This window comes from Aromatoleum tolulyticum (assembly GCF_900156155.1).
Classification (GTDB): domain Bacteria; phylum Pseudomonadota; class Gammaproteobacteria; order Burkholderiales; family Rhodocyclaceae; genus Aromatoleum; species Aromatoleum tolulyticum.
In genome coordinates, this window is the sequence record NZ_FTMD01000021.1 from 43565 (window position 1) to 67323 (window position 23759).

General features: G+C 69.0%; 24 protein-coding genes. 12 read left to right on the top strand and 12 right to left on the bottom strand.

From position 1 onward, the window contains the following. Positions 1–25: 25 nt before the first annotated feature. The 4 genes from BW991_RS21685 to BW991_RS21700 all read right to left on the bottom strand — a co-directional run bounded on the left by BW991_RS21685 (position 26) and on the right by BW991_RS21700 (position 3732). Entirely contained in the window at positions 26–670 is a 645-nt protein-coding gene (locus BW991_RS21685; RefSeq protein ID WP_076604194.1) for an RluA family pseudouridine synthase, read from the bottom strand. A 70-nt stretch (positions 671–740) separates the two neighbouring features. Continuing rightward, positions 741–1166, bottom strand: coding sequence for a GtrA family protein (locus tag BW991_RS21690; protein WP_076604195.1), 426 nt, complete (start codon positions 1164–1166; stop codon positions 741–743). Beyond that, entirely contained in the window at positions 1163–2809 is a 1647-nt protein-coding gene (locus tag BW991_RS21695; protein WP_084205191.1) for a glycosyltransferase family 39 protein, read from the bottom strand. The genes BW991_RS21690 and BW991_RS21695 overlap by 4 nt, the downstream gene beginning before the upstream one ends. Then, positions 2806–3732, bottom strand: coding sequence for a glycosyltransferase family 2 protein (locus BW991_RS21700; protein ID WP_076604223.1), 927 nt, complete (start codon positions 3730–3732; stop codon positions 2806–2808). The genes BW991_RS21695 and BW991_RS21700 overlap by 4 nt, the downstream gene beginning before the upstream one ends. 172 nt (positions 3733–3904) lie before the next feature. On the opposite strand from BW991_RS21700, the gene BW991_RS21705 reads away from it, so the two are divergent. After that, positions 3905–4846, top strand: a complete 942-nt coding sequence (locus BW991_RS21705) for a ChbG/HpnK family deacetylase (RefSeq protein ID WP_076604196.1) — start codon at positions 3905–3907, stop codon at positions 4844–4846. A gap of 490 nt (positions 4847–5336) precedes the next feature. Here BW991_RS21705 and BW991_RS21710 read toward each other — a convergent pair whose 3' ends face one another. Next, positions 5337–6626, bottom strand: coding sequence for a sialidase family protein (locus BW991_RS21710; RefSeq protein ID WP_076604197.1), 1290 nt, complete (start codon positions 6624–6626; stop codon positions 5337–5339). Beyond that, the gene (locus BW991_RS21715) at positions 6623–8254 is read right to left on the bottom strand and encodes an ArnT family glycosyltransferase (RefSeq protein ID WP_076604198.1); all 1632 of its coding nucleotides are present in this window, start codon (positions 8252–8254) and stop codon (positions 6623–6625) included. Before BW991_RS21715 ends, BW991_RS21710 begins: the two co-directional genes overlap by 4 nt. Before the next feature lie 178 nt (positions 8255–8432). Between BW991_RS21715 and gluQRS the strand changes: the two genes are divergently transcribed. Continuing rightward, positions 8433–9359, top strand: coding sequence for a tRNA glutamyl-Q(34) synthetase GluQRS (gene gluQRS / locus BW991_RS21720; protein WP_076604225.1), 927 nt, complete (start codon positions 8433–8435; stop codon positions 9357–9359). Positions 9360–9366: 7 nt separating this feature from the next. On the opposite strand, the gene BW991_RS21725 is transcribed toward gluQRS, so the two are convergent. The 6 genes from BW991_RS21725 to BW991_RS21750 form a co-directional block, all read right to left on the bottom strand. Continuing rightward, positions 9367–10077, bottom strand: coding sequence for an SDR family oxidoreductase (locus BW991_RS21725; protein WP_076604199.1), 711 nt, complete (start codon positions 10075–10077; stop codon positions 9367–9369). Between the two features lie 48 nt (positions 10078–10125). Continuing rightward, complete coding sequence (locus tag BW991_RS21730) at positions 10126–10359, bottom strand: DUF2789 domain-containing protein (protein ID WP_050414512.1); 234 nt, start codon at positions 10357–10359, stop codon at positions 10126–10128. Positions 10360–10461: 102 nt separating this feature from the next. Then, entirely contained in the window at positions 10462–11619 is a 1158-nt protein-coding gene (gene clsB, locus BW991_RS21735) for a cardiolipin synthase ClsB (RefSeq protein ID WP_076604200.1), read from the bottom strand. Further along, positions 11616–12365 carry an endonuclease/exonuclease/phosphatase family protein gene (locus tag BW991_RS21740; RefSeq protein WP_076604201.1) on the bottom strand — a complete coding sequence of 250 codons (750 nt, stop codon included), beginning with the start codon at positions 12363–12365 and terminating at the stop codon, positions 11616–11618. The genes clsB and BW991_RS21740 overlap by 4 nt, the downstream gene beginning before the upstream one ends. A 22-nt stretch (positions 12366–12387) precedes the next feature. Beyond that, positions 12388–13488 carry a quinolinate synthase NadA gene (gene nadA, locus BW991_RS21745; protein ID WP_076604226.1) on the bottom strand — a complete coding sequence of 367 codons (1101 nt, stop codon included), beginning with the start codon at positions 13486–13488 and terminating at the stop codon, positions 12388–12390. 88 nt (positions 13489–13576) lie between these two features. Beyond that, entirely contained in the window at positions 13577–14029 is a 453-nt protein-coding gene (locus tag BW991_RS21750) for a rhodanese-like domain-containing protein (RefSeq protein ID WP_076604202.1), read from the bottom strand. 60 nt (positions 14030–14089) lie between these two features. On the opposite strand from BW991_RS21750, the gene BW991_RS24495 reads away from it, so the two are divergent. The 10 genes from BW991_RS24495 (at position 14090) to coaE (ending at position 23709) form a co-directional block, all read left to right on the top strand. Further along, positions 14090–14242 (top strand): hypothetical protein, encoded by a 153-nt coding sequence (locus tag BW991_RS24495; protein WP_170879153.1) that lies wholly within the window; start codon positions 14090–14092, stop codon positions 14240–14242. A gap of 406 nt (positions 14243–14648) precedes the next feature. Further along, positions 14649–16058: a type I glutamate--ammonia ligase gene (gene glnA / locus BW991_RS21755; RefSeq protein ID WP_076604203.1), complete on the top strand. Its 1410-nt coding sequence runs from the start codon at positions 14649–14651 to the stop codon at positions 16056–16058. A 134-nt stretch (positions 16059–16192) separates the two neighbouring features. After that, entirely contained in the window at positions 16193–16660 is a 468-nt protein-coding gene (locus tag BW991_RS21760) for a DUF4124 domain-containing protein (protein ID WP_076604204.1), read from the top strand. A 59-nt stretch (positions 16661–16719) separates the two neighbouring features. Beyond that, the gene (glnL, locus tag BW991_RS21765) at positions 16720–17790 is read left to right on the top strand and encodes a nitrogen regulation protein NR(II) (protein ID WP_076604205.1); all 1071 of its coding nucleotides are present in this window, start codon (positions 16720–16722) and stop codon (positions 17788–17790) included. 44 nt (positions 17791–17834) lie between these two features. Beyond that, positions 17835–19250, top strand: a complete 1416-nt coding sequence (ntrC, locus tag BW991_RS21770; protein WP_076604206.1) for a nitrogen regulation protein NR(I) — start codon at positions 17835–17837, stop codon at positions 19248–19250. A gap of 120 nt (positions 19251–19370) precedes the next feature. Next, on the top strand, positions 19371–20180 hold the full coding sequence (locus BW991_RS21775; RefSeq protein ID WP_170879155.1) for a biotin--[acetyl-CoA-carboxylase] ligase: 810 nt from the start codon (positions 19371–19373) through the stop codon (positions 20178–20180). Continuing rightward, positions 20177–20905 (top strand): type III pantothenate kinase, encoded by a 729-nt coding sequence (locus BW991_RS21780; RefSeq protein WP_076604207.1) that lies wholly within the window; start codon positions 20177–20179, stop codon positions 20903–20905. The genes BW991_RS21775 and BW991_RS21780 overlap by 4 nt, the downstream gene beginning before the upstream one ends. A gap of 47 nt (positions 20906–20952) precedes the next feature. Then, a complete protein-coding gene (locus BW991_RS21785; protein ID WP_076604208.1) occupies positions 20953–22320 on the top strand; it encodes a TrpB-like pyridoxal phosphate-dependent enzyme in 1368 nt (455 codons plus the stop codon). 43 nt (positions 22321–22363) lie between these two features. After that, entirely contained in the window at positions 22364–23095 is a 732-nt protein-coding gene (locus BW991_RS21790; RefSeq protein WP_076604209.1) for an SPOR domain-containing protein, read from the top strand. Beyond that, the gene (gene coaE, locus BW991_RS21795) at positions 23092–23709 is read left to right on the top strand and encodes a dephospho-CoA kinase (protein ID WP_170879156.1); all 618 of its coding nucleotides are present in this window, start codon (positions 23092–23094) and stop codon (positions 23707–23709) included. Before BW991_RS21790 ends, coaE begins: the two co-directional genes overlap by 4 nt. Positions 23710–23759 lie beyond the last annotated feature (50 nt).

Sequence of the window (23759 nt, forward strand, 5' to 3'; positions counted from 1 at the left end):
CCGGGCTTTTTCATTCAGGGCGAGCTCAGAACGGCACCGGGCTGACGAACTTCATCCGCTGCTTGGTCTGCGGATGGTCGAAGGCGAGCATCGCCGCGTGCAGGTGCAGCCGCGGGTGGCGCTCGGCGCTTTCCGGCGGGGCGTAGAGGGTGTCGCCGAGGATCGCGTGGCCGATCGTCATCATATGCACGCGCAGCTGGTGCGAGCGCCCGGTGACGGGCTCGAGTTCGACGCGCGAGACGGCGTCCGGCCCCGTGCCGCTGCGCTCGACGACGCGGTAGTTCGTGAGCGCGCGCCGGCCGTTCACGGGATCCACCATCTGGCGCGGACGGTTCGGCCAGTCGACGATCAGCGGCAGGTCGACCTCGCCGTCCTGAGACAGCACATGGCCGTGCACGAGCGCGAAATAGCGCTTATCCACCTCGCGCTTCTCGAAGGCCATGCTGAGTCGGCGATGCATCTCCGCGCCGCGCGCGAGGACGATGAGGCCCGAGGTGTCGAAGTCCAGCCGGTGGACGATGCGCGCGTCCGGGTAGCTCGCCTGGATGCGCGCGATCAGGCAATCCTGTTTGTGCTCGCCGCGCCCCGGCACGGACAGCAGTCCGGCGGGCTTTTCGGCGACGATGATGTAGTCGTCGACATGGACGATCCGGGGTTCGAGATGCGGCACGGTAATCGAGGCTTGAGAAACGACGGATGCGCGCGGCGCGCGCGACACGATGTGCGATGGAGCGCCTATTCTACCGCCCACCGCGGTTACCGGCCGGACGCTTGCGGAAGGTCCACAGGGCGTTGCCTACGTAGTGCCAGCCGAGCAGGATGGCGGTCGTGACGATCTGGGCGATCAGGTAGTGCACGCCGACAAGATCGACGAACAGATACATCAGCAGGGCATTCCAGCACAGCCCCATGCCGGCGATCGCGAGGAAGCGCGGCAGCGCCTCCGCGTGCGCGCGGTCGGAGCGGAACACCAGGGTGCGATTCATCGTGTAGTTGACCAGCGCGCCGAGCAGGAAGCCCGCGACGGAACCGGCGATCGGATCGACGCCGGCACCCTCGACCAGCGCGAGCAGCAGCGCGTAATGGGCCACGGTGCCGATCGCGCCGACGAGCGCGAAGCGCAGGAAGCGACCTGCGTGGCCGCGCAGACGGTCGGTGTCGCTCATTGCGGCGGGCGCGGCTCGCGATCGGCGCCGACGAGCATGCGGCGGTCGCGCACGACCGCAAGGGCAACGCCTTCACGCGAAATCTCGCCGATGATCTTGCCCTTCACCGCCGTATCGCAGTCCATGTGCGTCGGCGACAGGAAGAAGTCCGCCGCGCGCCAGTCGCGCGTGACCTCCAGCCCCGACGCGAGCCAGGCCGTGCCCTGCACCGACTCGGCGCACACGGCGACGGTCCAGATCCGCGGCGCCACGCCCTCCGCAGCGACGTAGACGTTGAGGAGACCGGCAGCCTCACGCAGCGCGTCGCCCCAGTAGTCCTGTTCCCAACGCCCTTCGGTACCGCGCAGACCGCCGGTGAATCCGTTGTACGCGACGTACTCGTAGGGATGCAGGCGCACGAGGGTGAGGAGGTGGGTCGCGGCCAGCAGGCCGCAGCCCGCGACCGCGGCGAGCCGCGCCTTGGGCCAGCGCGACGCGCGGGCCGCGGTCGCGACCAGGCCGGCGGCGGCAAGCACCGCCAGCGGCGGCAGCAGGAAGGTGAAATGCCGGATGCCGTTGTAGAGCGGCGGTGCGGCGAGCAGCGTATAGGCGAGCGGAAACGCCGCGGCGAGCGTCACGGGGAGCCAGCGCAGGGCCTGCGCACGCGCGGGTGCCGACGCGAACAGGCCGGGCAGCACGCGCAATCCGCTCAACGCGGCGAGCGCGATGCCGAGCAGGAACAGTTCCGGCAGGCGCACGAGCAGGTAGCTCGCGAGGTAACGGCCGGGCACGTCGCCGTTCTTCATCACCGCCCCGTCGAGGATCGTGTACAGCTCGAACGAGAAGCGCGAGAAGGTCGTCATCGCCTTCACGAGGTTGCCGCCCGACTGGACCGCCCACGGCCAGAAGAGGCCCAGCAGCGCGAACGCGAGCGCCGCCGCGGGCAGCAGCGCAAGGACCGCGCGGCGCAGCACGGCCAGCCGTCCACGCAGATCCTCGCCGTTCAGCCAGGCCGCGGCGAGCACGGCGACGCCGAGGTAGAACACCGCGAACACGGCACCGACGCGCAGGCCGAAGGCGCAGCCGATCGCGATGCCGAGACCGACGAGGTCGCCCGCCTTCACCGCCGGCAGACGGGCCGCGAAGCGCGTCGTGAAATACAGCGACCACACCATCGTCGTCGCGAAGGGCACGTCCTTGGTGTGCGTGAACATCGCACCGGACCACGCCCCGGTGAGGGCGAGCAGCACCAGCGCGACCAGCCCCGCGGCCTCGCCCAGCAGCAGGCGCGCGAGCAGCCAGGTCCCGGCCAGGCCGAGCACGCCGAAGCCGGCCGACAGCAGGTGGCGCAGGTCCCACACGTTCAGCGGCACGATGCGTTCGAGCGCTGCGGCGATCAGGTCGAAGAGGCCGCCGTAGAGATAGAGGTTCTTGTACGCGAAGGCGCTGCGGTCGGCGAAGCCCGAAGCATAGAAGTCGAGCAGCAGGCGCCCGTAGACGTGCTGCACTTCCTCGTCGTTGCTGATGCCGTGCTGGTCGAACGAGAACAGCACGTAGGCGCCGAGGACGGCGAAGACGACCAGCGCGAGGCGGAAGGCGAACTGCGGCGACAGCAGGCCTGCGGACGCGATCGGCGCGCCCGGAGCGACCGCGGGAGCGCTCACTTCGCGGCCTCGTCGAAGCCGATGCGTTCGGAGACCAGGTACAGCGGGCGCTGCTTGACCTCGGTGAAGATGCGTCCGACGTACTCGCCGAGAACCCCCAGGCTGATCAGCTGGATGCCGGACAGGAACAGCACCGAGACGATGATCGACGCGTAGCCGGGAAGGTCGATGCCGAAGATCGCCGTGCGCACGACCAGCCAGCCGCCGTACAGCACCGACAGCCCGGAAATGCACACGCCGATCATCGACCACACACGCAGCGGCAGCGTGCTGAAGGCCGACAGGCCGTCGATCGCGTAGCGCAGCAGGCGCAGCAGCGACCACGCGGAAGCCCCGGCGGCACGTTCGGCAGGCTCGAAGTCGATCGTCTCCTGGCGGAAGCCCACCCAGCTCGTGATGCCCTTCATGAAACGGGTGCGCTCGGGCAGGCTGTTGATCGCATCGACGACCGCACGGTCGAAGAGGCGGAAGTCGCCTCCCCCCTCCTCCAGCGCGACTTCCGACACGCGCTTGAAGAGCCCGTAGAAACCGCGCGAGAGCTGGCGCCGCAGCCACGGGTCGGTGTCGCGCGAGCGGCGCACCGCGGTGACCATCTTCGCGCCGTCGTGCCAGCGCGCGAGCATCTCGGGAATGAGTTCGGGTGGATGCTGCAGGTCGCCGTCCATCAGCACGATGATGTCGCCGCGCGCCGCACGCAGGCCGGCCGCCATCGCGGCCTCCTTGCCGAAGTTGCGCGCGAAGCGGATCGCCCGGATCGCCGGATCGATGGCCGCCAGCGCGGCGACCTCGTCGAAGGTCGTGTCGCGACTGCCGTCATCGACGAAGACGAACTCGTGGCCGGCCAGCGGCAGGTCCGCGATCGCCGCCTTCAGACGCTCGTGCAGGGCCCCGAGCGAGCCGCTTTCGTTGTACAGCGGGATCACGACCGACAACAGCGGCGCGGACACGGGGGATGGGGCGACGCGCACGGTGGCGCGGGTGGTGGGAGCTGACACGTTATTCCGGCGGATGATGAATGGGCGAGGCGCCAAACCTCGCAGGATAAACGCAAACGGGCTCTGGCGCGTTGACGCGCGAGCCGCTATAAGGGGGGCCATGAACGAACAGCCCCCCGCCGACCGCCGACCGACCCGCCCTATCATCGTCTGTGCCGACGACTACGGCATCGCGCCGGGCGTCAGCGCCGCGATCGCCGGGCTGATCGCGGCCGGGCGCCTGTCCGCGACGAGCTGCATGACCCCGCTGCCGGACTGGAAACGGCGCGCGGGCCTGCTGCGCGAAACCGTCGCGGCACATCCGGCCGATGTCGGCCTGCACCTCACGCTGACGGATCACGTGCCACTCACCGCTGCAGTCGGACTCGCCCAGGCAGGACGGCTCCCGGCGATGGGCTGGCTGCTGCCGCGCGCGCTCGCACGGGCGCTGCCGTGGCAGGCGATCCGCGACGAGTTGCGCGCGCAGCTCGACGCCTTCGAAGACGCCTGGAACGCCGCGCCGGACTACGTCGACGGCCACCAGCACGCGCACGTGCTGCCGGGCATCCGCGAAGCGCTGGTCGAGGAGCTGCTGCGCCGCTACCCGTCCGGGTCCGTGTGGGTGCGCGACTGCCGGGAGCCGCTGGCGCGCTGCGTGCGCCGTCGCACGGCACTGCCGAAGGCGCTGCTGATCTCATCGCTCGGCCTCGGCCTGCACCGGCTGCTGCGCCGCCACGGGCTGCCCGCCAACGACGGCTTCGCCGGCCTGCACGACTTTTCCGGCCGGGTTCCGTTCCGCACGCTGATGCAGTCCTTCCTCGCCGGCAGCGGCCCACGGCCGCTCGTGCATGTGCACCCGGGCCGCGTCGATGACGAGTTGCGTGCCTGCGACGTGCTCACGACGCCGCGCGAGACGGAACTCGCCTACCTCGCGTCACCCGCGTTCGCCGAGGATCTGGCCGCGGCGGGACTGCATCCCGCGCGCTTCACCGATTTCCCGCGCCAGGCGCCGACAATCAGCCAGATCAACCCGCCCGACGCGAGCAACGGATCGATCAGGTAATCCCACAGGTTGGTCGATTCGAGCAGCTGCAGCCGCCACATCGCCAGCGCGGCCGTGAGCGCCCCGGCAATCGTCCAGCGCCCGGTCGCAGCCGCGGCCAGCGCGAGCGCACCGACCGCCAGCGGCATCAGCGCGCCGCCGTAGCCCCACGCATAGGGGTCGATGGCACCGAGCCCCAGCGCGGGCGGGTAGAACAGCAGCCCGGCGGCGGCGGCCAGCGCGGCGACGAGCGCGCGCTCGCCGCGCGGGAAGACGCATTCGCACGCACAGCGCGCGCACAGCAGGGCAGCGAGCGTCGCCGCAGTCGTCACCGACGCTGCCCCCGCTGCACCGCGCAGCACGGCCAGCAGGCTGGTGCCGCCGACGGGCAGCCACAGCAGGGCGGCGATCACGAGCACCGCAACCGCGCCGTACGCAGGCCGTCGGCGCAGCCCCGGCAGGCACAACGCGAACGCGCAGGCCCAGGCGAGGGAATCGAATAGCGCAGGGATCACAGCCTTGCCTCCAGCCATGCCTGATTGAAGCGCAGATGGCGGATGAACGAGCGGTTCCACGTATACACGAGGTGGAAGTCGCCGTCGGCACCGCGCACGAGATAGGGATAGTCGTATTGCCACGCGCAGGTCTCGCCGCGGCACAGGTTGGCCTCCGCGTTGCGCACGACGGAATCGGCGGCCGGCCCAGGCCCCAGCGACGCGACATCCTTCGCGAGCAGCGGACGCAGCACGTCCGGGCCGAAGCTGCGGCCGAGGAAGTCCTCGCGGTCCTCGAAGCGGTGAATCGCACGCCAGTGCCGGCCGTCGTCCTCGCTCACGAGCAGCGTCAGGCGCAGGCGCTCGTCCTCGGTGTCGTTGGCGACCGCGATCAGGCGGCCGTCTTCCAGCGCGAGCGCGGCCAGCGCCGAATTGGGGTTCGCAAGATCGCTCGCTTCGACGGCGGACCACGTGCGCCCGCCGTCGCGCGTCTCGCTGCGCCACGCGCGCGGCGGCTTGGTCTCGCCGGCGAAGCGCTGCAGCACGACCGCGTGTTGCGCATCCTTGACCAGAATCACCGGCTGCAGCGAACGGTCGCCGTGATCCAGGCGCTCCTTGCGGCGCACCCTGCCCTCGGGCGTGAGCACGAGCAGCTCGCCGAACTTGCCGGCCATCTCGTGATACACGGGCAGTCCGATGTCTTCGTTGTCGAAGAACACCGGAAAACCCTTCGCGAGGGTGCTCAGGTTGAAGAAGGGCGAGGCAACGAGGCGCGTGGCCGGCGTCCAGGTTCGCCCCATGTCGGCCGAGCGGATCAGGTTGAGGTGGCTGGTCGCCCAACCTCCCAGGGTCACGCTCACATACACGACCCACAGCTCGCCCGACGGCACCATGAAGGCGACCGGGTTGCCCATCTTGCGCACGAGGCGGCCGAGGTCGCGCGAGGTCTGCGCGGGCGTCGCGAGCGTGAGCTGCTCGCCCCAGCGTCCGGCTGCAGGATCGAAGAAGGCGCCATAGACCTTCACGTCGGTCGCGCCCTCGCGCGAGCCGCCGAACCAGGTCGAGAAAAGGCGCCCGTCGGGCAGTGCGGCGATCGACGCGGCATGCACGCGCGCCGGTTCGGCCGCATTCACGACGAAGGTGGCGAGCATCGGCTCGCCACCCTTGCCGACGCGCTCCGCCGCAGCCGGTGCGACGAACCCCGCCGCCGGTGCCGTGTGGAAGCCCGGCCAGGCCGCCCACACGCTCACGCCGGCGATCGCTGCGAGCGCGAACGCACGCAGCCCGCCCGATGCGTTCCGATTCATTGCCGATCTTCCCCCGAAACGCGCAGCACGTAGTGGCGCGACAAGGTTTCCTCGCGCCGGCGCGGATCGAGGAAACGGATGCTGAGCCGCGTGACGCGGAACTCCGGACTCGCCGCGAGTTCCTCGACCCTCAGTCCGGCCTCCTCGATCGCCTTGCGCCCCGCATCGCCCGCGTACACCAGCACCGCCCCGCGCGTCGCCTTCAACTCGTCGAGCGTCACCGGCTGCGCGAGTTGTCCGGTGTAGAAATCGAAGCTGTTCGCGCGCGCGCCGAAATGCCGCACCCCACCGACGTCAATGCCACGCGCCTGCAAGGCCAGCGCGAGATTGTTGCCCGCCTGGTAGCGCAACAGCTGCGGATAGAAATTGAAGTTCTGCAGGAAATTGAACACCGCCGCGACCACCACCGAGGCGAACACCAGCCGCGCCATGCCCTGCGCCGGACGCGCCAGCACGACTCCCGCGAGCGCCAGCGCCACGGCGCCCGCGCCGACTGCGACGCGGTCGAGCGGGAAGGCCCACGCGTTGAACGCGAGCGCCAGCACGCCCATCAGGGCCCACACCAGCCCCTGCGCCAGCTTCGCGCCGCGCGGCGCCGGCGCCCGCATGCGCGGCACGAGCCAGGACGCGAGCAGTACCGCGAAGAGCGGCAGCAGGATGTTCAGGTAATGCGGCAGCTTGAACCCGGAGCTCGAGATGATTCCGAACATCACCGCGATCGTGCCCAGCGTCAGCATCTCCTGCCCGGGCACCGGCCGCAGGCGCGCCGCGACCAGTTCACGCCCGCGCGCCCACACCGCCGCGGCGCCGAGCAGGCTCCACGGCAGGAAGGCCCACACGAAGGTGTGGAAGAAGAACAGCGGATCGCTTCCCCCTGCCGTGCCGAAACGACCGCCGGACAGGCGCTCGAAGTTCTGCGACCACAGGATGAACTTCACGCCGTCGATGCCGAACTGGCGGTGATAGGCCCACAGTACCGGCGTCGCCAGGACCAGGGTCAGCAGCGCGAGCACCAGCCAGCGCGGATCGAAGAGCCCGCGCCAGTCGCGGCGGTACAGCAGATGCACGAAGATCGCGATCGCCGGCATCGCCACGCCGATCATCCCCTTGGTCGCGAATCCCAGCGCGAGTCCGAGCGCGGCAAGTACGAGATTGCGCCAGCGGCGGTAGGTGGCGAACTCCGCGAGCTGCCAGATCGACAACGCGATCGCCGCAGTGAGCACCGCGTCCATGCGCACATCGTTGTTCGCGAGGATGAAGGCGAGCGAACTCGCGAGAATCAGCGCCGCGACCCGCCCGACCTCGCGCGAATACAGCACCCGCCCAAGCCCGTAGGTCGCGTAGACGCCCAGCACGCTGAACAGCAGCGACGGCAGCTTGAACGCGAGCGTCGTGACGCCCAGCAGCTTGTACGCGCCGGCCGCGAGCCAGAACAGCAGGTGCGGCTTGTCCAGATAGGGCTCGCCCTGGGTCACGAGCGACGCATAGTCGCCGGTGAGATGCATGTGCAGCGCGATCGTCGCGTGGTGCGCCGAATCGTTGTTCATCAGCGGCACGCACAGACCGCCCAGATACACCACGCCCAGCAGCAGGTAGAAGCCGTACAGGTTTCGGGAATCGGGCGTCACGATGGGGCGGGGCGGGAGGCCTTGGCAGGGAGCGTGGTCGGATAGCGCGGGCGGTTCGGGTGCAGCCCGCGCCCCGCGGCGGCGGCAGGTCGCCGCGGCGCGCAATGTTATCATGCGCGCCTTGCGCCCTTGCGCCCCTGCGAACGCGCAGCGCCGCGCCCGCGACGTCCTCCGCCCCATGCCCCCAGCCCCCTTACCGTACATCGGCCGCTTCGCGCCCTCCCCGACCGGGCCGCTGCATTTCGGCTCGCTCGTCGCCGCGATCGGCAGCTATCTGGAGGCGCGCAGCCGCGGGGGCCGCTGGTTGCTGCGCATCGAGGACGTCGACGCCCCGCGCACGATCCCCGGCGCCGCCGACGCCATCATCGCGACGCTGGCGCGCTTCGGCTTCGAGTGGGACGGCGACATCGTCTGGCAGAGCCGGCGGCTGGACGCCTACCGCGCCGCCTTCGAACAGCTCAGGGCCGCCGGCCACGTTTTCCCGTGCGCCTGCACGCGCCGCGAGATGGCCGACTCCGCGCTCGCGCGCGACGGCTCGCGCATCTACCCCGGCACCTGCCGCAACGGCCTGCCGCCCGGCCGCAGCGCCCACGCGTGGCGCGTGCGCGCGCAAGGGACGGTGGCGTTCGACGACCGCATCCAGGGCCGGCAGGAAGAGGATCTCGCGCGGGAGGTCGGCGACTTCGTCGTGCTGCGCGGCGACGGGCAGTTCGCCTACCAGCTCGCGGTGGTCGTCGACGATGCGGCAGAGGGCGTCACCGACATCGTGCGCGGCGCCGACCTCCTCGGCTCGACCGGTCGCCAGATCCACCTGCAGCACCTGCTGGGCGTGCCGACACCCGGCTATGCGCACCTGCCGGTGGTCGTCAACGCGGCGGGCGAGAAGCTCTCCAAGCAGACGCTCGCCGCACCGATCGACGCCCTGCCGCCCGCCGCCGCCCTGGCCACCGGGCTGGAGTTCCTCGGCCACACGCCACCTGCCAAGCTCGCGCGCGGGCCGCTGTCCGGGCTGTGGGCGTGGGCCTGCGCAAACTGGGCGCTCGATCGCGTGCCGCGACGGAGTCAGGCGCAGGCGCCGGCCGGGCTCGCCGCGACGGTATCCTGACGCCGCCCTACCAGGGGATCGGCTGGCAATCGCGGAAGAAGCCGCCGGTCGGCCCGTCCTCGGGCAGCGTCGCCGCCCACACGACGCATTCGACGCCCTCTTCAGGCAGGCGCGGCGCCTCCGGCCCGCCAAGATCCGTGCGGCACCAGCCGGGGCATACCGAATTGACCTTGATCCGGGTTCCCGCGAGTTCGGCCGCAAGGATGCGCGTCAGCGCGTTGAGCGCGGTCTTCGACATGCGGTAGGCGGGCGTGCCCGCATCCATTTCCGCCAGCTGCCCCATGCTCGACGCGAGATTGACGACCCGCCCCGCGCGGCTCGAGCGCATCAGCGGCACCAGCGCCTGCGTGAGGCGCAGCGTCCCGATCAGGTTCGTCTCCAGCGTCTCACGCACCTGCTCGAGCGGCAGCTCGAGGATGCTGGTCGAGTGGCGATCGATCAGGATGCCGGCGTTGTTGATGAGCACGTCGACGCGTCCGAAGCGCCCCGCTATCCAGTCGCGCAGCGCAATCACCGAGGCGTCGTCGGTGATGTCGAGCTGGTGCGGCTCGACGACGTGGCCGCTGATGGCGAGCTTCGAGCGCAGCGGCTCGAGGTCGTCCGGATTGCGCGCGGTGGCGACGACCAGATAGCCGTCCATCGTCGCGAGGCGGTGTGCCGCCGCGCGCCCGAGCCCGCGGCTCGCCCCGCTGACGACCGAGATGATGCGGTCTTCCATGTTGGCTCTCCCCGCCGCGCGCCGCACCGCGGCACGCGGGCGCGGGTTTCAGGAGCGCAGGCGCGCGCTGAGCTGGTCGACGATCTCGGCCCAGTCCGCGTCCTCCTTCAGCTCCTCGCTGAGGAAAGCCGCCTGCTGCGGCGACCAGAACGGCGCCTTGGCGAGCTCCACGCCGCACGGCAGAGGCGCGTGCGCGGCGATGAAGCGCTCGATCGCGGATTCGTCGGACGGCAGCCCGAGCTGGGCAAACAGGTTGTTCATCGTGTGGAGCGGCGGTTCCATGGGACACCTCCTGGGGTGGGCGGCACCTGCGCGACGCGCATCGCGCGGCGCCGAACAACCCTTCGACTTTGCCGTCCCGGTCGAGTTCAGCCCGGCACGGCCTCAGCTGTGCCGGCCGTAGCCGGCCACGCCGATCGCCAGACGCACCACCTGATAGGCCGCCCAGGTCGCCGCCCGGCGCAGCCGCGACAAGCGCCCCCAGTCCCCGCTGCGCAGCTCGTGTGCGCCGTTCGCGCGCGCCCGTTCGAGGCTGCTGCGCAGGTCTGCGGCAAAGCCCGCATCGTCGACCACGACGTTCGCCTCGCGCGCGAGCAGCAGGCTGAACGGATCGATATTGCTCGACCCGACCGTCGCCCACTGACCGTCGACCACGGCGACCTTCGCGTGCAGGACGCTCTGCCGGTACTCGAACAGGCGGATGCCGCGGGAGAGAAAGAAGGGGTACAACGCACGCGTTGCGTACTGCAGCATCGGATGATCCGACATTCCCTGCAGCAGCAGCACCACCTCCACGCCGCGCTCGGCGGCATCGACCAGCGCCTGGCGAAAGCGCCGCCCGGGGAAGAAATACGCGCAGGCGATCACCACCTCGCGCCGGGCCGCATCGATCGCATCGAGGTAGGCCTCCTCGATGTCGCGACGATGGCGCAGGTTGTCCCGGATCAAAAAGCACGCGCGCACGTTGCCCGCCGGCTCGGTGCGCGCCGGCGCGACGAGCGGCTGCGGACGCCGCTGCCGCAGCCCGGCCCACGCAACCAGCCGCCACACGTGATGCACCGAATGCAGGATCGGCTCGACCAGCGGCCCCTCGACGCGCACCGCGTAGTCGTAGCGCGGGTGAGGAGGGCCGTGGCGCGTCAGGTCGTCTACGATGTTGATGCCGCCGACAAAGGCCACGCGCCCATCGACGACCGCGAGCTTGCGATGCAGGCGGCGCAGGCGGTGGCGGCGCATCGCGAAGACGCGCAGTTCGCGGCGATAGATCTGCACGCCGACACCGCCGGCGGCGAGGCCCGGCATCACCGAACGCACGAAGGCGCGGCCGCCGAAACCGTCCACCAGCACGCGCACCGCGACACCGCGCGCGGCCGCGCGCGCCAGCGCCGTCGCTACCCGAGAGCCGACCCCGTCGTTCTCGAAGATGTAGGTCTCGAGGAAGATCTCGCGCTCGGCGCCTTCTATCGCCAGCATCAAGGCGGGGAAATAGTCGGAGCCGTTCTCCAGCAGCGTGATCGCATTGCCGCCGAGGAAGACGCTCACCCGGCGGACTCCAGTTCCGCGGTCAGGGCGGCGTGATCGGAGATCCGCGACCAGGGCGGGCCGGAATGCACGTCGGCCTGCCTCACGGAGAAGCCCCGCACGTAGATGCGATCCAGCCGGAACACCGGCATCCTGCTCGGAAAACTGCGTGGCGGACGACCGTACCCGGAATCGAACGCATCCCGGACGCTCAGCCGCTCGACCAGCAGATCCTGCGCGCGGTTGCGCCAGTCGTTGAAGTCGCCCGCAATGATCAGCGGCGCACCGTCCGGCGCCAGGCGCTCCATGCGGTCGGCCAGCGCCTCCATCTGCCTGCGCCGGCTGGCCGCGAAGAGTCCCAGGTGCGCGCACACGCAGTGCACCGGCAACTCGACCCCGGGCACCTGCACCTCGCAATGCAGCAGCCCGCGGCGCTCGAAGCGGTGGTCGGAGACGTCCTGATTGCTCGTCGAGACGATCGGAAACCGGCTCAGGATCGCGTTGCCGTGGTGGCCGTGGTCATACACCGCGTTGCCGCCGTAGGCGGTCTGGTGCCACACCTCCTCGGCGAGGAACTCGTGCTGCGGCGGTTCGGGCCAGTTCGGGTGGCGGCTCGCATGCCCCAGGTGCAGGCCCTGCACCTCCTGCAGGAACACGAGGTCGACGTCGAGGCTGCGCAGGCGGTCGCGCAGTTCGTGGATCACCATGCGGCGATTGAACTGCGAAAACCCCTTGTGGATGTTGTAGGTGCAGACGCGCAGCTTCATGGTCTGGCCTCCGCACCCTTGGTCAGGACACCGCCAGCATCCGGTCCAGCGCCACCTTCGCGAGTTCGGCCTCGTGCGGCGGCACCTGGATGTGATTGACGATCTTGCCGTCGGCGAGGTTCTCCAGCGTCCACGCCAGATGCTGCGGGTCGATGCGCTGCATCGTCGAGCACATGCACACCGTCGGCGCCATGAACTGCACGATCTTGCCTTCCGGTTTCACTTCCTCGGCCAGGCGATTGACCAGGTTCAGCTCGGTGCCGACCAGCCAGCGCGTGTTCGGCGCGGCGTTCTTGATCACGTTGATGATGTACTCGGTCGAGCCGACGTAGTCGGAATTCACGCATACGTCCAGGCTGCTTTCCGGATGCGAGATCACGAGACCTTCCGGATGCTGCATGCGCCAGCGGCGGATATGGTTTTCCTGGAACATCTGGTGCACCGAGCAGTGCCCCTTCCACAGCAGGATCTTCGCGTTGCGGATCTGCTCCGGCGTGAGGCCGCCGTATTCGAGGTCCGGATCCCACACCACCATCTGCTCGAGCGGAATGCCCTTCTTGTAGCCCGTCCAGCGCCCCAGGTGCTGATCGGGGAAGAACAGCACCTTCTCGCGCTGAGCGAAGGCCCAGTCGAGGATCACCGGCGCGTTCGTCGACGTGCACACGATGCCGCCGTGCTCGCCGCAGAAGGCCTTCAGGTCCGCTGCCGAGTTGATGTAGGTGACCGGCGTGATCAGCGCGTCGGGCGTGCCGAGCACCTCGCGCAGCTCGCGCCAGCAGCGCTCGACCTTCGCGAGGTTGGCCATGTCCGCCATCGAACAGCCCGCAGCGAGGTCAGGCAGGATCGCCTTCTGGTGCGGCTGCGACATGATGTCCGCAACCTCGGCCATGAAATGCACACCGCAGAACACGATGAATTCGGCGTCGGTCTGCGACGCGAGCCGCGACAGCTTCAACGAGTCGCCGGTCAGGTCGGCATGCTGGTACACATCGGCGCGCTGGTAGTGATGGCACAGCAGCACGGCCCGCTCGCCGAGACGCGCGCGCGCGGCACGGATGCGCTCCTGGGCCTCGTCGTCACGCAGGACATTGAATCGGTCGAAACTGATGGTGGCGGTCTGCATCGTCGTCTGTACTTCGGTCGCAAGAATCATCAATCAAACCGGCTGCGCGCCGGCGTGTCAAATCGCTGAGGACACCGGGAGCCCGTGCTCAACCCTGATGCCAGGGCAGTCCGGCATGACGCCAGCCGCCGATGCGGTTGCGCTGGCCGTTCGCATCGCGGTCGCCCTCGAATCCCTCGAGCACGTTGTAGCAGCTCCGGTAGCCGGCCTCCGTGGCGGCCCGTGCCGCCTTGTCGGAGCGCGCCCCCGAACGGCACATGAACATCACCAGCGCCTCGGGATCGACTTCGCGCCCGAACTGCGCGAGGAAGTGCGAATTCCCGACGTTGCCCGGATAGCCCATCCACTCGATCTCGACGGCGCCGGGCACGCGGCCGACCCAATCCCATTCGGCACGCGTGCGCACGTCGACAAGCTTCGCGCCGGGCGCGAGCTGCCACACCTCGTAGGCCTCGGCCGGCGTGAGCGCGCCCGCATACGGGAGTTTCATCTCCTGCGCTCGCTGCTGGGCGAGGCGGAGCAGGTCGGTCAACTTTCCCATTGCATCCATCCGGATAGAATTGCTCGATCGGAACCTGAGTATACCCATACCGCTGGCGCCATGGACCACCCGCCATCAGGCAAGTCGCGCCGCAGCGGCGCCGACGAGCCGCGCAGCCGCGGCATACAGCGCGTCACGCTCGCGTGGTGCGACTCCCACATCCAGGCCGCCCCACGCATCACCGTGACGGACACCAGATTTCCGACACGGTGAGCTTCCGCGTGCGCACCGCACACCCCGAAGTGCGCGAGGCGCTGGTGCACGTCGACGCCCTGTTCGCGGAGTGTCCTCACTACCGGGCCATCACCATTCTGGGTTGCATTGCACTATCTTGGCGCATTGACAGCGCAGTGCGCACATTTTCGGTGCGCACACCCCTGCTCGCCCCTCGCCCGGGTCTGCAATCCTTCCCGCGCCATCTCCCGTCCCTTCTCCCGCGGGGGTCGGCCGCAGCCTTGCGCGGCCGGTTCGCGCGCGTCCGTGATACGCGCAGTCGCCCTTGTGGCACAATGCCCGGCAATGTCGAACTTACGTATGGCACGGATACTGCTTTCTTCCGCTCCATCGGAAGTTTTCCGTTACCAACAACCGCTTTCGCCTCTTCTCATCAGGAGTGAATATGAACGCTCAAGAAGTCATGAAGATGATCCAGGAAAACGAAGTCCGCTTCGTTGACCTGCGTTTCACCGATACCATGGGCAAGGAGCAGCACGTCGGCCTGCCGGTGTCCGCCTTCGAAGAAGACCACTTCGAGCACGGCCACCCCTTCGACGGCTCGTCGATCGCCGGCTGGAAAGGCATCCAGGCCTCCGACATGATCCTGCTGCCCGAAGCGGGCACGGCCTACATCGACCCGTTCTTCGACGAAACCACGCTGGTACTGACCTGCGACGTCATCGAACCGTCGGACGGCAAGGGCTACGACCGCGACCCGCGCTCGATCGCCAAACGCGCCGAAGCCTATCTGAAGAGCACCGGCCTGGGCGACACCGCCTTCTTCGGCCCGGAACCCGAATTCTTCATCTTCGACTCCGTCGAGTGGAACATCGACATGTCGGGCGTGTACAGCAAGATCATCTCGGAAGAAGCCGCGTGGTCGACCGCCGACAAGTTTGAAGGCGGCAATACCGGCCACCGTCCGCGCGTCAAGGGCGGCTACTTCCCGGTTCCGCCGGTCGACAGCCTGAACGACGTGCGCGCCGCGATGTGCCTCGCGCTCGAGGCCGCTGGCGTGCCGGTCGAAGTGCATCACCACGAAGTCGCCAACGCCGGCCAGTGCGAGATCGGCACCAAGTTCAGCACGCTGACCAAGCGCGCCGACTGGACGCAGGTCCTGAAGTACATCGTGCACAACGTCGCACACCAGTACGGCAAGACCGCGACCTTCATGCCGAAGCCGATCGTCGGCGACAACGGCTCGGGCATGCATGTGCACCAGTCGATCTGGAAGGACGGCCAGAACCTGTTCGCGGGCAACGGCTACGCGGGCCTGTCGGAACTCGCGCTGTACTACATCGGCGGCATCATCAAGCACGCCCGTGCGCTGAACGCGATCACCAACCCGGGCACCAATTCGTACAAGCGTCTCGTGCCGCACTACGAAGCTCCGACCAAGCTGGCCTACTCGGCCCGCAACCGTTCGGCCTCGATCCGCATCCCGTACGTGGCCAACCCGAAGGGTCGCCGCATTGAAGCGCGCTTCCCGGACCCCCTGGCCAACCCGTACCTCGCCTTCTCGGCCCTGATGATGGCCGGCCTGGACGGTATCCAGAACAAGATCCACCCGGGCGATCCGGCCGACAAGAACCTGTACGACCTGCCGCCCGAAGAGGATGCAAAGATCCCGACCGTGTGCACCAGCCTCGACCAGGCGCTCGAGTACCTCGACAAGGACCGCGAGTTCCTGACCCGCGGCGGCGTGTTCTCGAACGACTTCATCGATGCATACATCGGCCTGAAGTCCGCTGAAGTCGACCGCATGCGCATCACCACCCACCCGGTGGAATTCGACATGTACTACAGCCTGTAATCTCCGGATTGCACTGAGGTCGAAGGGGGACGGGCATTGCCCGTCCCTTTTTTATGGGGTCTAATGCCCCACGTATGCATTGCGGGAGGCCCGTCGCGCCACCGGATGCATCCCTGACTCTCCGACCGACGGACATGCGAACACTTCCGGTACTGCTCCTTCTGCTCGTGTCACCCCTGGCCCAGGCACAGGTCTTCAAGTGCGTGGACGCGAACGGCGCCGTCACCTACACCAACGACCGCAACCAGGGCCGCGGCTGCAAGCAGCTCAGCGAGGACCAAACCGTGTCCTCGGTTCCCGCCCCGCCGAAGCGATCGTCTTCCGCTTCACAACCGACCCCGTCGAATTTCCCGCGCGTCGCCCCCGACGCACAGCGCGCCCGCGACGACACCCGCCGTCAGGTGCTGGAAAAGGAACTCGCCACCGAGGAAGCCGCCCTGGCCGAAGCGGAAAAAGCCGTCGCCGAGCAGGAAGGCCGCTACCAGGGCGCCGAACGCCGGCTGCCCCTCGTCCAGAACCGACTGCAACCGCTGCGCGACACGGTCGAACTGCACCAGCGCAACGTCGAGGCCCTCCGGAAGGAACTCGGCAACCTGAAGTAGGGGCAACTGCGACCTGGCGTGTTTTTTGCGAGACCACAAGGGATTCCGAGAACACACCCATGCCGAACACGCCCAAAACCCCCGGTCTCGCAGGCCCCTTCGCCGGGCTCGATCTGCTGTCGTCGGCCGTTGTCGTCGTCGACGACCATCTGCTGATCCGCTACCTCAACGCCGGCGCCGAAAACCTCTTCGCCGTCAGCCACCGGCGCCTGGTCGGCGCACCGTTGTCACAGCTCCTCGGCGAACCCGCCGGCCTGTCCGCCGCGCTCGACAACGCACTGCGCAAGAACTGGAGCTACACCGGCCAGGATCTCAAGATCGCCCGCCCCAACGCCGAGCCGCTGCACGTCGACTGCACCGTGAGCCCGGCCGAAGCGGCGGGTTTGCGCCTGCTCCTCGAATTCCGCCCGATCGACGCGCAACTGCGCGTCGCACGCGAGGAACAGCTGCTGCAGCAGCAGCAGGCCAACCGCGAGCTGATCCGCAACCTCGCCCACGAGATCAAGAACCCGCTCGGCGGCATCCGCGGCTCCGCGCAGCTGCTGGAACGCGAACTCGCCGACCCGCAGCTGCGCGAATACACGGAAGTCATCATCGCCGAGGCCGACCGCCTGCAGGACCTGATGAACCGCCTGCTGACCTCGCACTGCATGATGCGACCGGACCAGCTCAACATCCACGACGTGCTCGAACGCGTGCGCCGCCTGATCCTCGCCGAGTACCCCGAAATCACGATCCGGCGCGACTACGACACGAGCCTGCCCGAGCTCACCGCCGACCGCGAACAACTCATCCAGGCCATCCTCAACATCGCGCGCAACGCCGCGCAGGCGATGGAGGGCCGCGGCGAGATCCGCCTGCGCACACGCGTCGCGCGCCAGGTCACACTCGCGAAGCGTCGCTTCAAGCTGGCACTGGAATTGCAAGTAATCGACAACGGCCCCGGCATTCCGGATGAGATCCGCGACAAGATCTTCTATCCGCTGGTCTCGGGGCGCGAAGGGGGGAGCGGCCTCGGTCTCTCGCTGGCACAGAGCTTCGTCGAGCAACATCAAGGCATGATCGAAGTCGAAAGCCGCAAGGGCCGCACCTGCTTCACCATCCTGTTGCCGATCATCGACCGTGCCTGACGCCCAAGAAGATGCATGGTCGCACCAAAAAGGTGCATTAAATAATGAACACCGTCTGGATCGTTGATGATGACCGCTCCATCCGCTGGGTGCTCGAAAAGGCACTCGGCCGTGAGGACATCCCGCATCGCAGCTTCTCGTCCGCAAACGAGGCGCTGTCCGCGCTGGAAATCGAACCGGTGCCGCCCAAGGTCCTGATCTCGGACATCCGCATGCCGGGCGAGTCCGGCCTCGGCCTGCTCAAGCGGGTGAAGACGCTGCACCCGCAACTCCCGGTCATCATCATGACCGCGTACTCGGACCTGGAAAGCGCGGTGTCGGCCTTCCAGGGCGGCGCTTTCGAATACCTGCCCAAGCCGTTCGACGTCGATCAGGCCGTTGCACTGGTGCAGCGCGCGATCGCACAGAGCTCGCACCAGAAAGGTGCATCGGAGAGCACTGCGCTCGCGCCCGAGATCCTTGGCCAGGCGCCCGCGATGCAGGAAGTCTTCCGCGCCATCGGCCGCCTCGCCCAGTCGCACGCGACCGTGCTGATCAATGGCGAATCGGGCACCGGCAAGGAACTCGTCGCGCGCGCCCTGCACCGCCACAGCCCGCGCGCCGACGCCCCGTTCATCGCGATCAACACCGCGGCGATCCCGCGCGACCTGCTGGAATCGGAACTCTTCGGCCACGAGCGCGGCGCCTTCACCGGCGCAGCCGCCCAGCGGCGCGGACGCTTCGAACAGGCCGACGGCGGCACGCTGTTCCTCGACGAAATCGGCGACATGCCCGCCGAGTTGCAGACGCGCCTGCTGCGCGTGCTCTCCGACAACCACTTCTACCGCGTCGGCGGCCAGCAACCCATCCGCGCCAACGTCCGCGTCATCGCGGCGACCCACCAGAACCTCGAAGACCGGGTCCGCCAGGGCCTGTTCCGCGAAGACCTGTTCCACCGCCTCAACGTGATCCGCCTGCGCCTGCCGCCGATGCGCGAACGCCGCGAGGACATCCCGCTGCTGGTCCAGCACTTCCTGCAGAAAAGCGCTCAGGACCTCGGCGTGGGGCCCAAGCGCGTGTCCGACGCGGCAATCAAGTACCTGCAGGCCCTGCCCTTCCCCGGCAACGTGCGCCAGCTCGAGAACCTGTGCCACTGGCTCACGGTGATGGCACCCGGCCAGGTCGTCGAGATCGCCGACCTGCCGCCCGACATGAAGGCCCAGCCCGACCGCGAAGCGCCGATCAGCTGGGCGGACGGGCTCGCACTCGAGGCGGACCGCCTGATTGCGACCTCGCCGGGTGAAGTATTCGACCGCCTCACGCGCGACTTCGAACGCACGCTGATCCGTCGCGCGCTCGGCGCCACCGGGGGCCGCCGCATCGAAGCCGCACAGCTGCTGGGAATCGGGCGCAACACGATCACGCGCAAGATCCAGGAACTCGGCATGGACGACGGACGCCCGGCGGCACCGCCGGCCTGAGGCCACGATGGTCCGGCCGCCGGAGCCCCCGCGCCGGCCGGAATGCAACGCACCACACTCGTGCATGCGCATGCAATGACGGATAATGCAGGTTTTCACGTACCGCACGGGAAGACCGGCTTGAGTGCATCCCCCTCCGACGCGCCGCTGAACGCCGCAGCCATCCACCAGCAACTCGGCGATCTCGCCGGCACCTTCGACGTGCAGGTGCTCGACGAGTGCGCCTCCACCAACAGCGTGCTCATGGACGCAACGCCGGCGGACGATGGACGCATCCACGTCGTCGTCGTCGAACGGCAGACCGCGGGACGCGGCCGGCGCGGCCGCCAGTGGCAATCGTGGCCCGGCGGCAGCCTGACCTTCTCGACCCTGTGGCGCTTCGCGCCTGGCGCCCCGGTGCCGGCCGGACTGTCGCTCGTCGCCGGCCTCGCCGTCGTCCGTGCGCTGGAAATACTCGGCGTGCAGGGCCTGCAGCTCAAGTGGCCGAACGACGTGCTCGTGCACGGCCACAAGCTCGCCGGCATCCTCGTCGAACTGCTGCCCGGCCGCGGCCGCACCCCCGCGGCGGTGGTCGGCATCGGCATCAACCTGCATCTGCCCGCGGGAACGCGGATCCCCGACCAGCCCGCCGTCACCGACCTCGGCGAACATGTCGCCACGCTGCCCGACCGCAACCGCCTTCTCGCTGCGGTGCTCACCGAACTGTACGCCCTGTTCGACACCTACGCCGCCGCCGGCTTCCCCGCGCTGCGCGGTGCCTGGCAGCAGCGCAACGCCTTCGCCGATCTGCCCGTGCGCATCACCGGCGACGGAAACGAGATGACCGGCATCTGCGCCGGCGTCGACGACGACGGCGCCCTGCTCCTGCGCACCGACACGGGCCTGACCCGTATCCTCACCGGCGAGGTCTCGCTGAGGGCGGCACAGTGATCCTGCTGATCGACGCCGGCAACACGCGCGTCAAATGGGGCCTTTTCGGCGACGATGTGTGGCAGGGCGAAGGCGCGCTCGAACATGCGTGCGTCGACGAGCTCGGTGCCCTCGCGCAAGGCCACGCCGGCATCGTCAGGGTCTTCGGTTCCAACGTCGCCGGCTCCGCTGTGGCCGACGCGATCGCACAGGCCCTGCACGGCCACGCCCCCGCACCGCAATGGCTGCGTTCGTCGGCCGCGTGCTGCGGCATACGCAACGCCTATGACCAGCCCGGCCAGCTCGGCACCGACCGCTGGGCCGCACTGATCGGTGCGCGCGCCCTGCATTCCGCCGCCTGTCTCGTCGTCAGCGCCGGCACGGCAACCACGATCGACATCCTCGACGCCGACGGCCTCTTCCGCGGCGGCCTGATCCTGCCCGGCGAGCAACTGATGCGCCGCTCGCTCGCCCGCGACACCGCCCAGCTGCCCTTCGCCGCCGGCCGCTTCGTCGACGCCCCGCGCAACACCGCCGACGCCATCGCCTCCGGCTGCCTCAACGCACAGGCCGGCGCCGTCGAGCGCATGTTCCGGCACATCGCGCACGACGCCGGCGCCCTGTGCCTGCTGAGCGGCGGCGGCGCCGACACGCTCGCCGAAGTGCTGGAGATCCCGTTCCGCCGCGTCGACAACCTGGTCCTCAAGGGCCTCGCGGTCGCCGCCACACAGCCCGACACGCCGTAGGGAGGCGCGTCGCACCACCGCCAAACGATAACGAGGGAGAAGACCAGATGACCGAACCGACCCGCATCCTGCTCGACGAGAACGAGATCCCGACGCACTGGTACAACGTCGTCGCCGACATGCCCAACGCGCCCTCCCCCTCGCTCGGAGCCGACGGCAAGCCGGTGAGTCCCGAGCAGATGATGGCGATCTTCCCCGGGCAGATCCTCGAGCAGGAGATGAGCGCCGAGCGCTGGATCGCGATCCCCGACGAGGTGCGCGAGATCTACAAGATCTGGCGACCCAGCCCGCTGATGCGCGCCGTGCGCCTCGAACGCGCGCTCGGCACCCCGGCGAAGATCTTCTTCAAGTACGAAGGCGTCTCCCCGGCCGGATCGCACAAACCCAACTCCGCAGTGCCGCAGGCCTTCTACAACAAGCAGGCCGGCATCAAGCGCCTTACCACCGAGACCGGCGCGGGCCAGTGGGGCTCGTCGATCTCCTTCGCCGGCCAGATGTTCGGCCTCGAAGTGCGCGTCTACATGGTCAAGGTCAGCTACCAGCAGAAACCCTACCGCCGCCTGATGATGCAGACCTGGGGCGCCGAAGTGTTCGCGAGCCCGTCGGAGATGACGCAGACCGGCCGCGACGCGCTCGCCAAGGATGCCGACAACCCCGGCTCGCTCGGCCTCGCGATCTCCGAAGCGGTCGAGGAAGCCGCCGGCCGCGCCGACACGAACTACACCCTCGGCTCGGTGCTCAACCACGTGCTGCTGCACCAGACCATCATCGGCCTCGAGGCGAAGAAGCAGTTCGACAAGATCGGCCTCTACCCCGATGTCGTCCTCGGCCCCTGCGGCGGAGGCTCGAGCTTCGGCGGCCTCGCCTTCCCCTTCCTCGCCGACAAGGCCTCGGGGGACAAGCGCGCCGAAAATCTGCGCTGCGTCGCCGTCGAGCCGACCTCCTGCCCGACGCTGACGAAGGGCCAGTACGCGTACGACTTCGGCGACGCCTCCGGCTTCACACCGCTGATGAAGATGTACACGCTGGGCCACGACTTCATGCCGCCCGGCATCCACGCCGGCGGCCTGCGCTACCACGGCGACTCGCCGCTGGTGTCGCAGCTCTACCACGAGGGCCTGCTCGAAGCCGTCGCGGTGCCGCAGCTCGCCACCTTCGAGGCCGGCGTCATGTTCGCGCGCAACGAGGGCATCATCCCGGCACCCGAGTCCTGCCACGCGATCCGCGCCGCCATCGACGAGGCCATCGCGTGCAAGGCCACGGGGGAACCGAAGGTGATCCTCTTCAACCTCACCGGCCATGGTCACTTCGACATGAGCTCCTACGAGCGCTACTTCTCCGGCCAGCTCGAAAACTACGACTATCCTGCCGAAGCGGTCGCCGCGTCGCTCGCGCACCTGCCGAAGTTCGGCTGAGGCTCGGCGCGTGAATCGTTCGCCTATCCGGTAGAGTTCGCCCATGCGCATCGTGTTCGTCATCCTCGTGCTGCTCAACCTGCTCGCCCTGGCGTCGATCCGGGGCTGGCTGGGCAGCTCCGCGCCCGAAGGCGAACCCGAGCGCCTGAGCAACCAGCTCAACCCGGACCGCATCGTGCTGCGCCCGGGCGGCACCGCCCCGCAGCGCGAGGCCGAAGCGCCGACGCCGCCCGCCGAAGCGACCGCCGCCGCGCCCGAAACCGGCAACGGCCGCGAGGCGGCCCCGCCCGCAGCCGCAGCGGCCGCTGCGCCGGTATTGCCGCAGGCCTGCACCGTCATCGGCGGACTCGCCGAAAGCGAGGCCGATGCCCTCATGCAGACCGCCGTCACGGGCAAACCCGGACTGCGCGGCGAGCGCAAGACCAGCAGCACCCCCACCGCGTGGTGGGTGCGCATCCCTCCCAACGGCGGGCGCGAAGCCGCCGAACGGCGCGTCGCCGAACTGCGCGGCCAGGGGGTATCGGAGCTCTTCATCGTCAACGACCCCGGACCCAACCAGTACGCGATCTCGCTCGGCCTCTTCAAGACGGAAGCCAAGGCCCAGCAACACCTCGCCAGCCTGCAGGCGAAACAGGTGCGCGGCGCCGGCATCGCCTCGCGCACGACCACCGTTCACCGCATCGAGGTGCGCGGTCCGGCCAGCACACTCAAGACCCTCACCAGCTCGCCGGCGGTGCGCCGCTCGGGCGCAACCATCAGCGAATGCACACCATGAGCAACAGCCCCTACGTCGTCGGCCTCACCGGCGGCATCGGCAGCGGCAAGAGCGCAGCGGCCGACCGCTTTGGCGAACTCGGCGCCGCGATCGTCGACACCGACGCCATCGCGCATGCCCTCACCGGCCCGGGCGGGCTGGCCATTCCCGCGATCCGCGCGGCCTTCGGCGATGCCGTGATCACGCCCGACGGTGCCCTCGACCGCAAGGCCATGCGCGACCGCGCCTTCGCCGACCCGAACGAACGGCGCCGGCTCGAAGCGATCCTGCACCCGGCGATCGGCGCCGAAAGCGCGCGTCAGGTGAGCGCGGCGCGTGCGCCCTATGTCGTGCTGGTCGTGCCGCTGCTGGTCGAATCGGGCAAGTATCGCGAACGCTGCGACAGCCTGTGCGTCGTCGACTGCCCCGTCGACGTCCAGGTCGCGCGCGTCATGACGCGCAGCCGCCTGCCGGAAGAGCAGGTGCGCGCCATCATGGCGACCCAGGCGAGCCGCGAACAACGCCTCGCCGCCGCCGACGAGGTCATCGACAATAGCGGCGACCTTGCGACGCTCGTCGCCCAGGTAGACCGTCTGCACGAAAAGTACCTCGCCGCCGCCCGCGCGGTCGCCTGAAAACGCCCACGGACAAAGGCTTTTCGGGCGATCCCGCACCGCAAACGGAC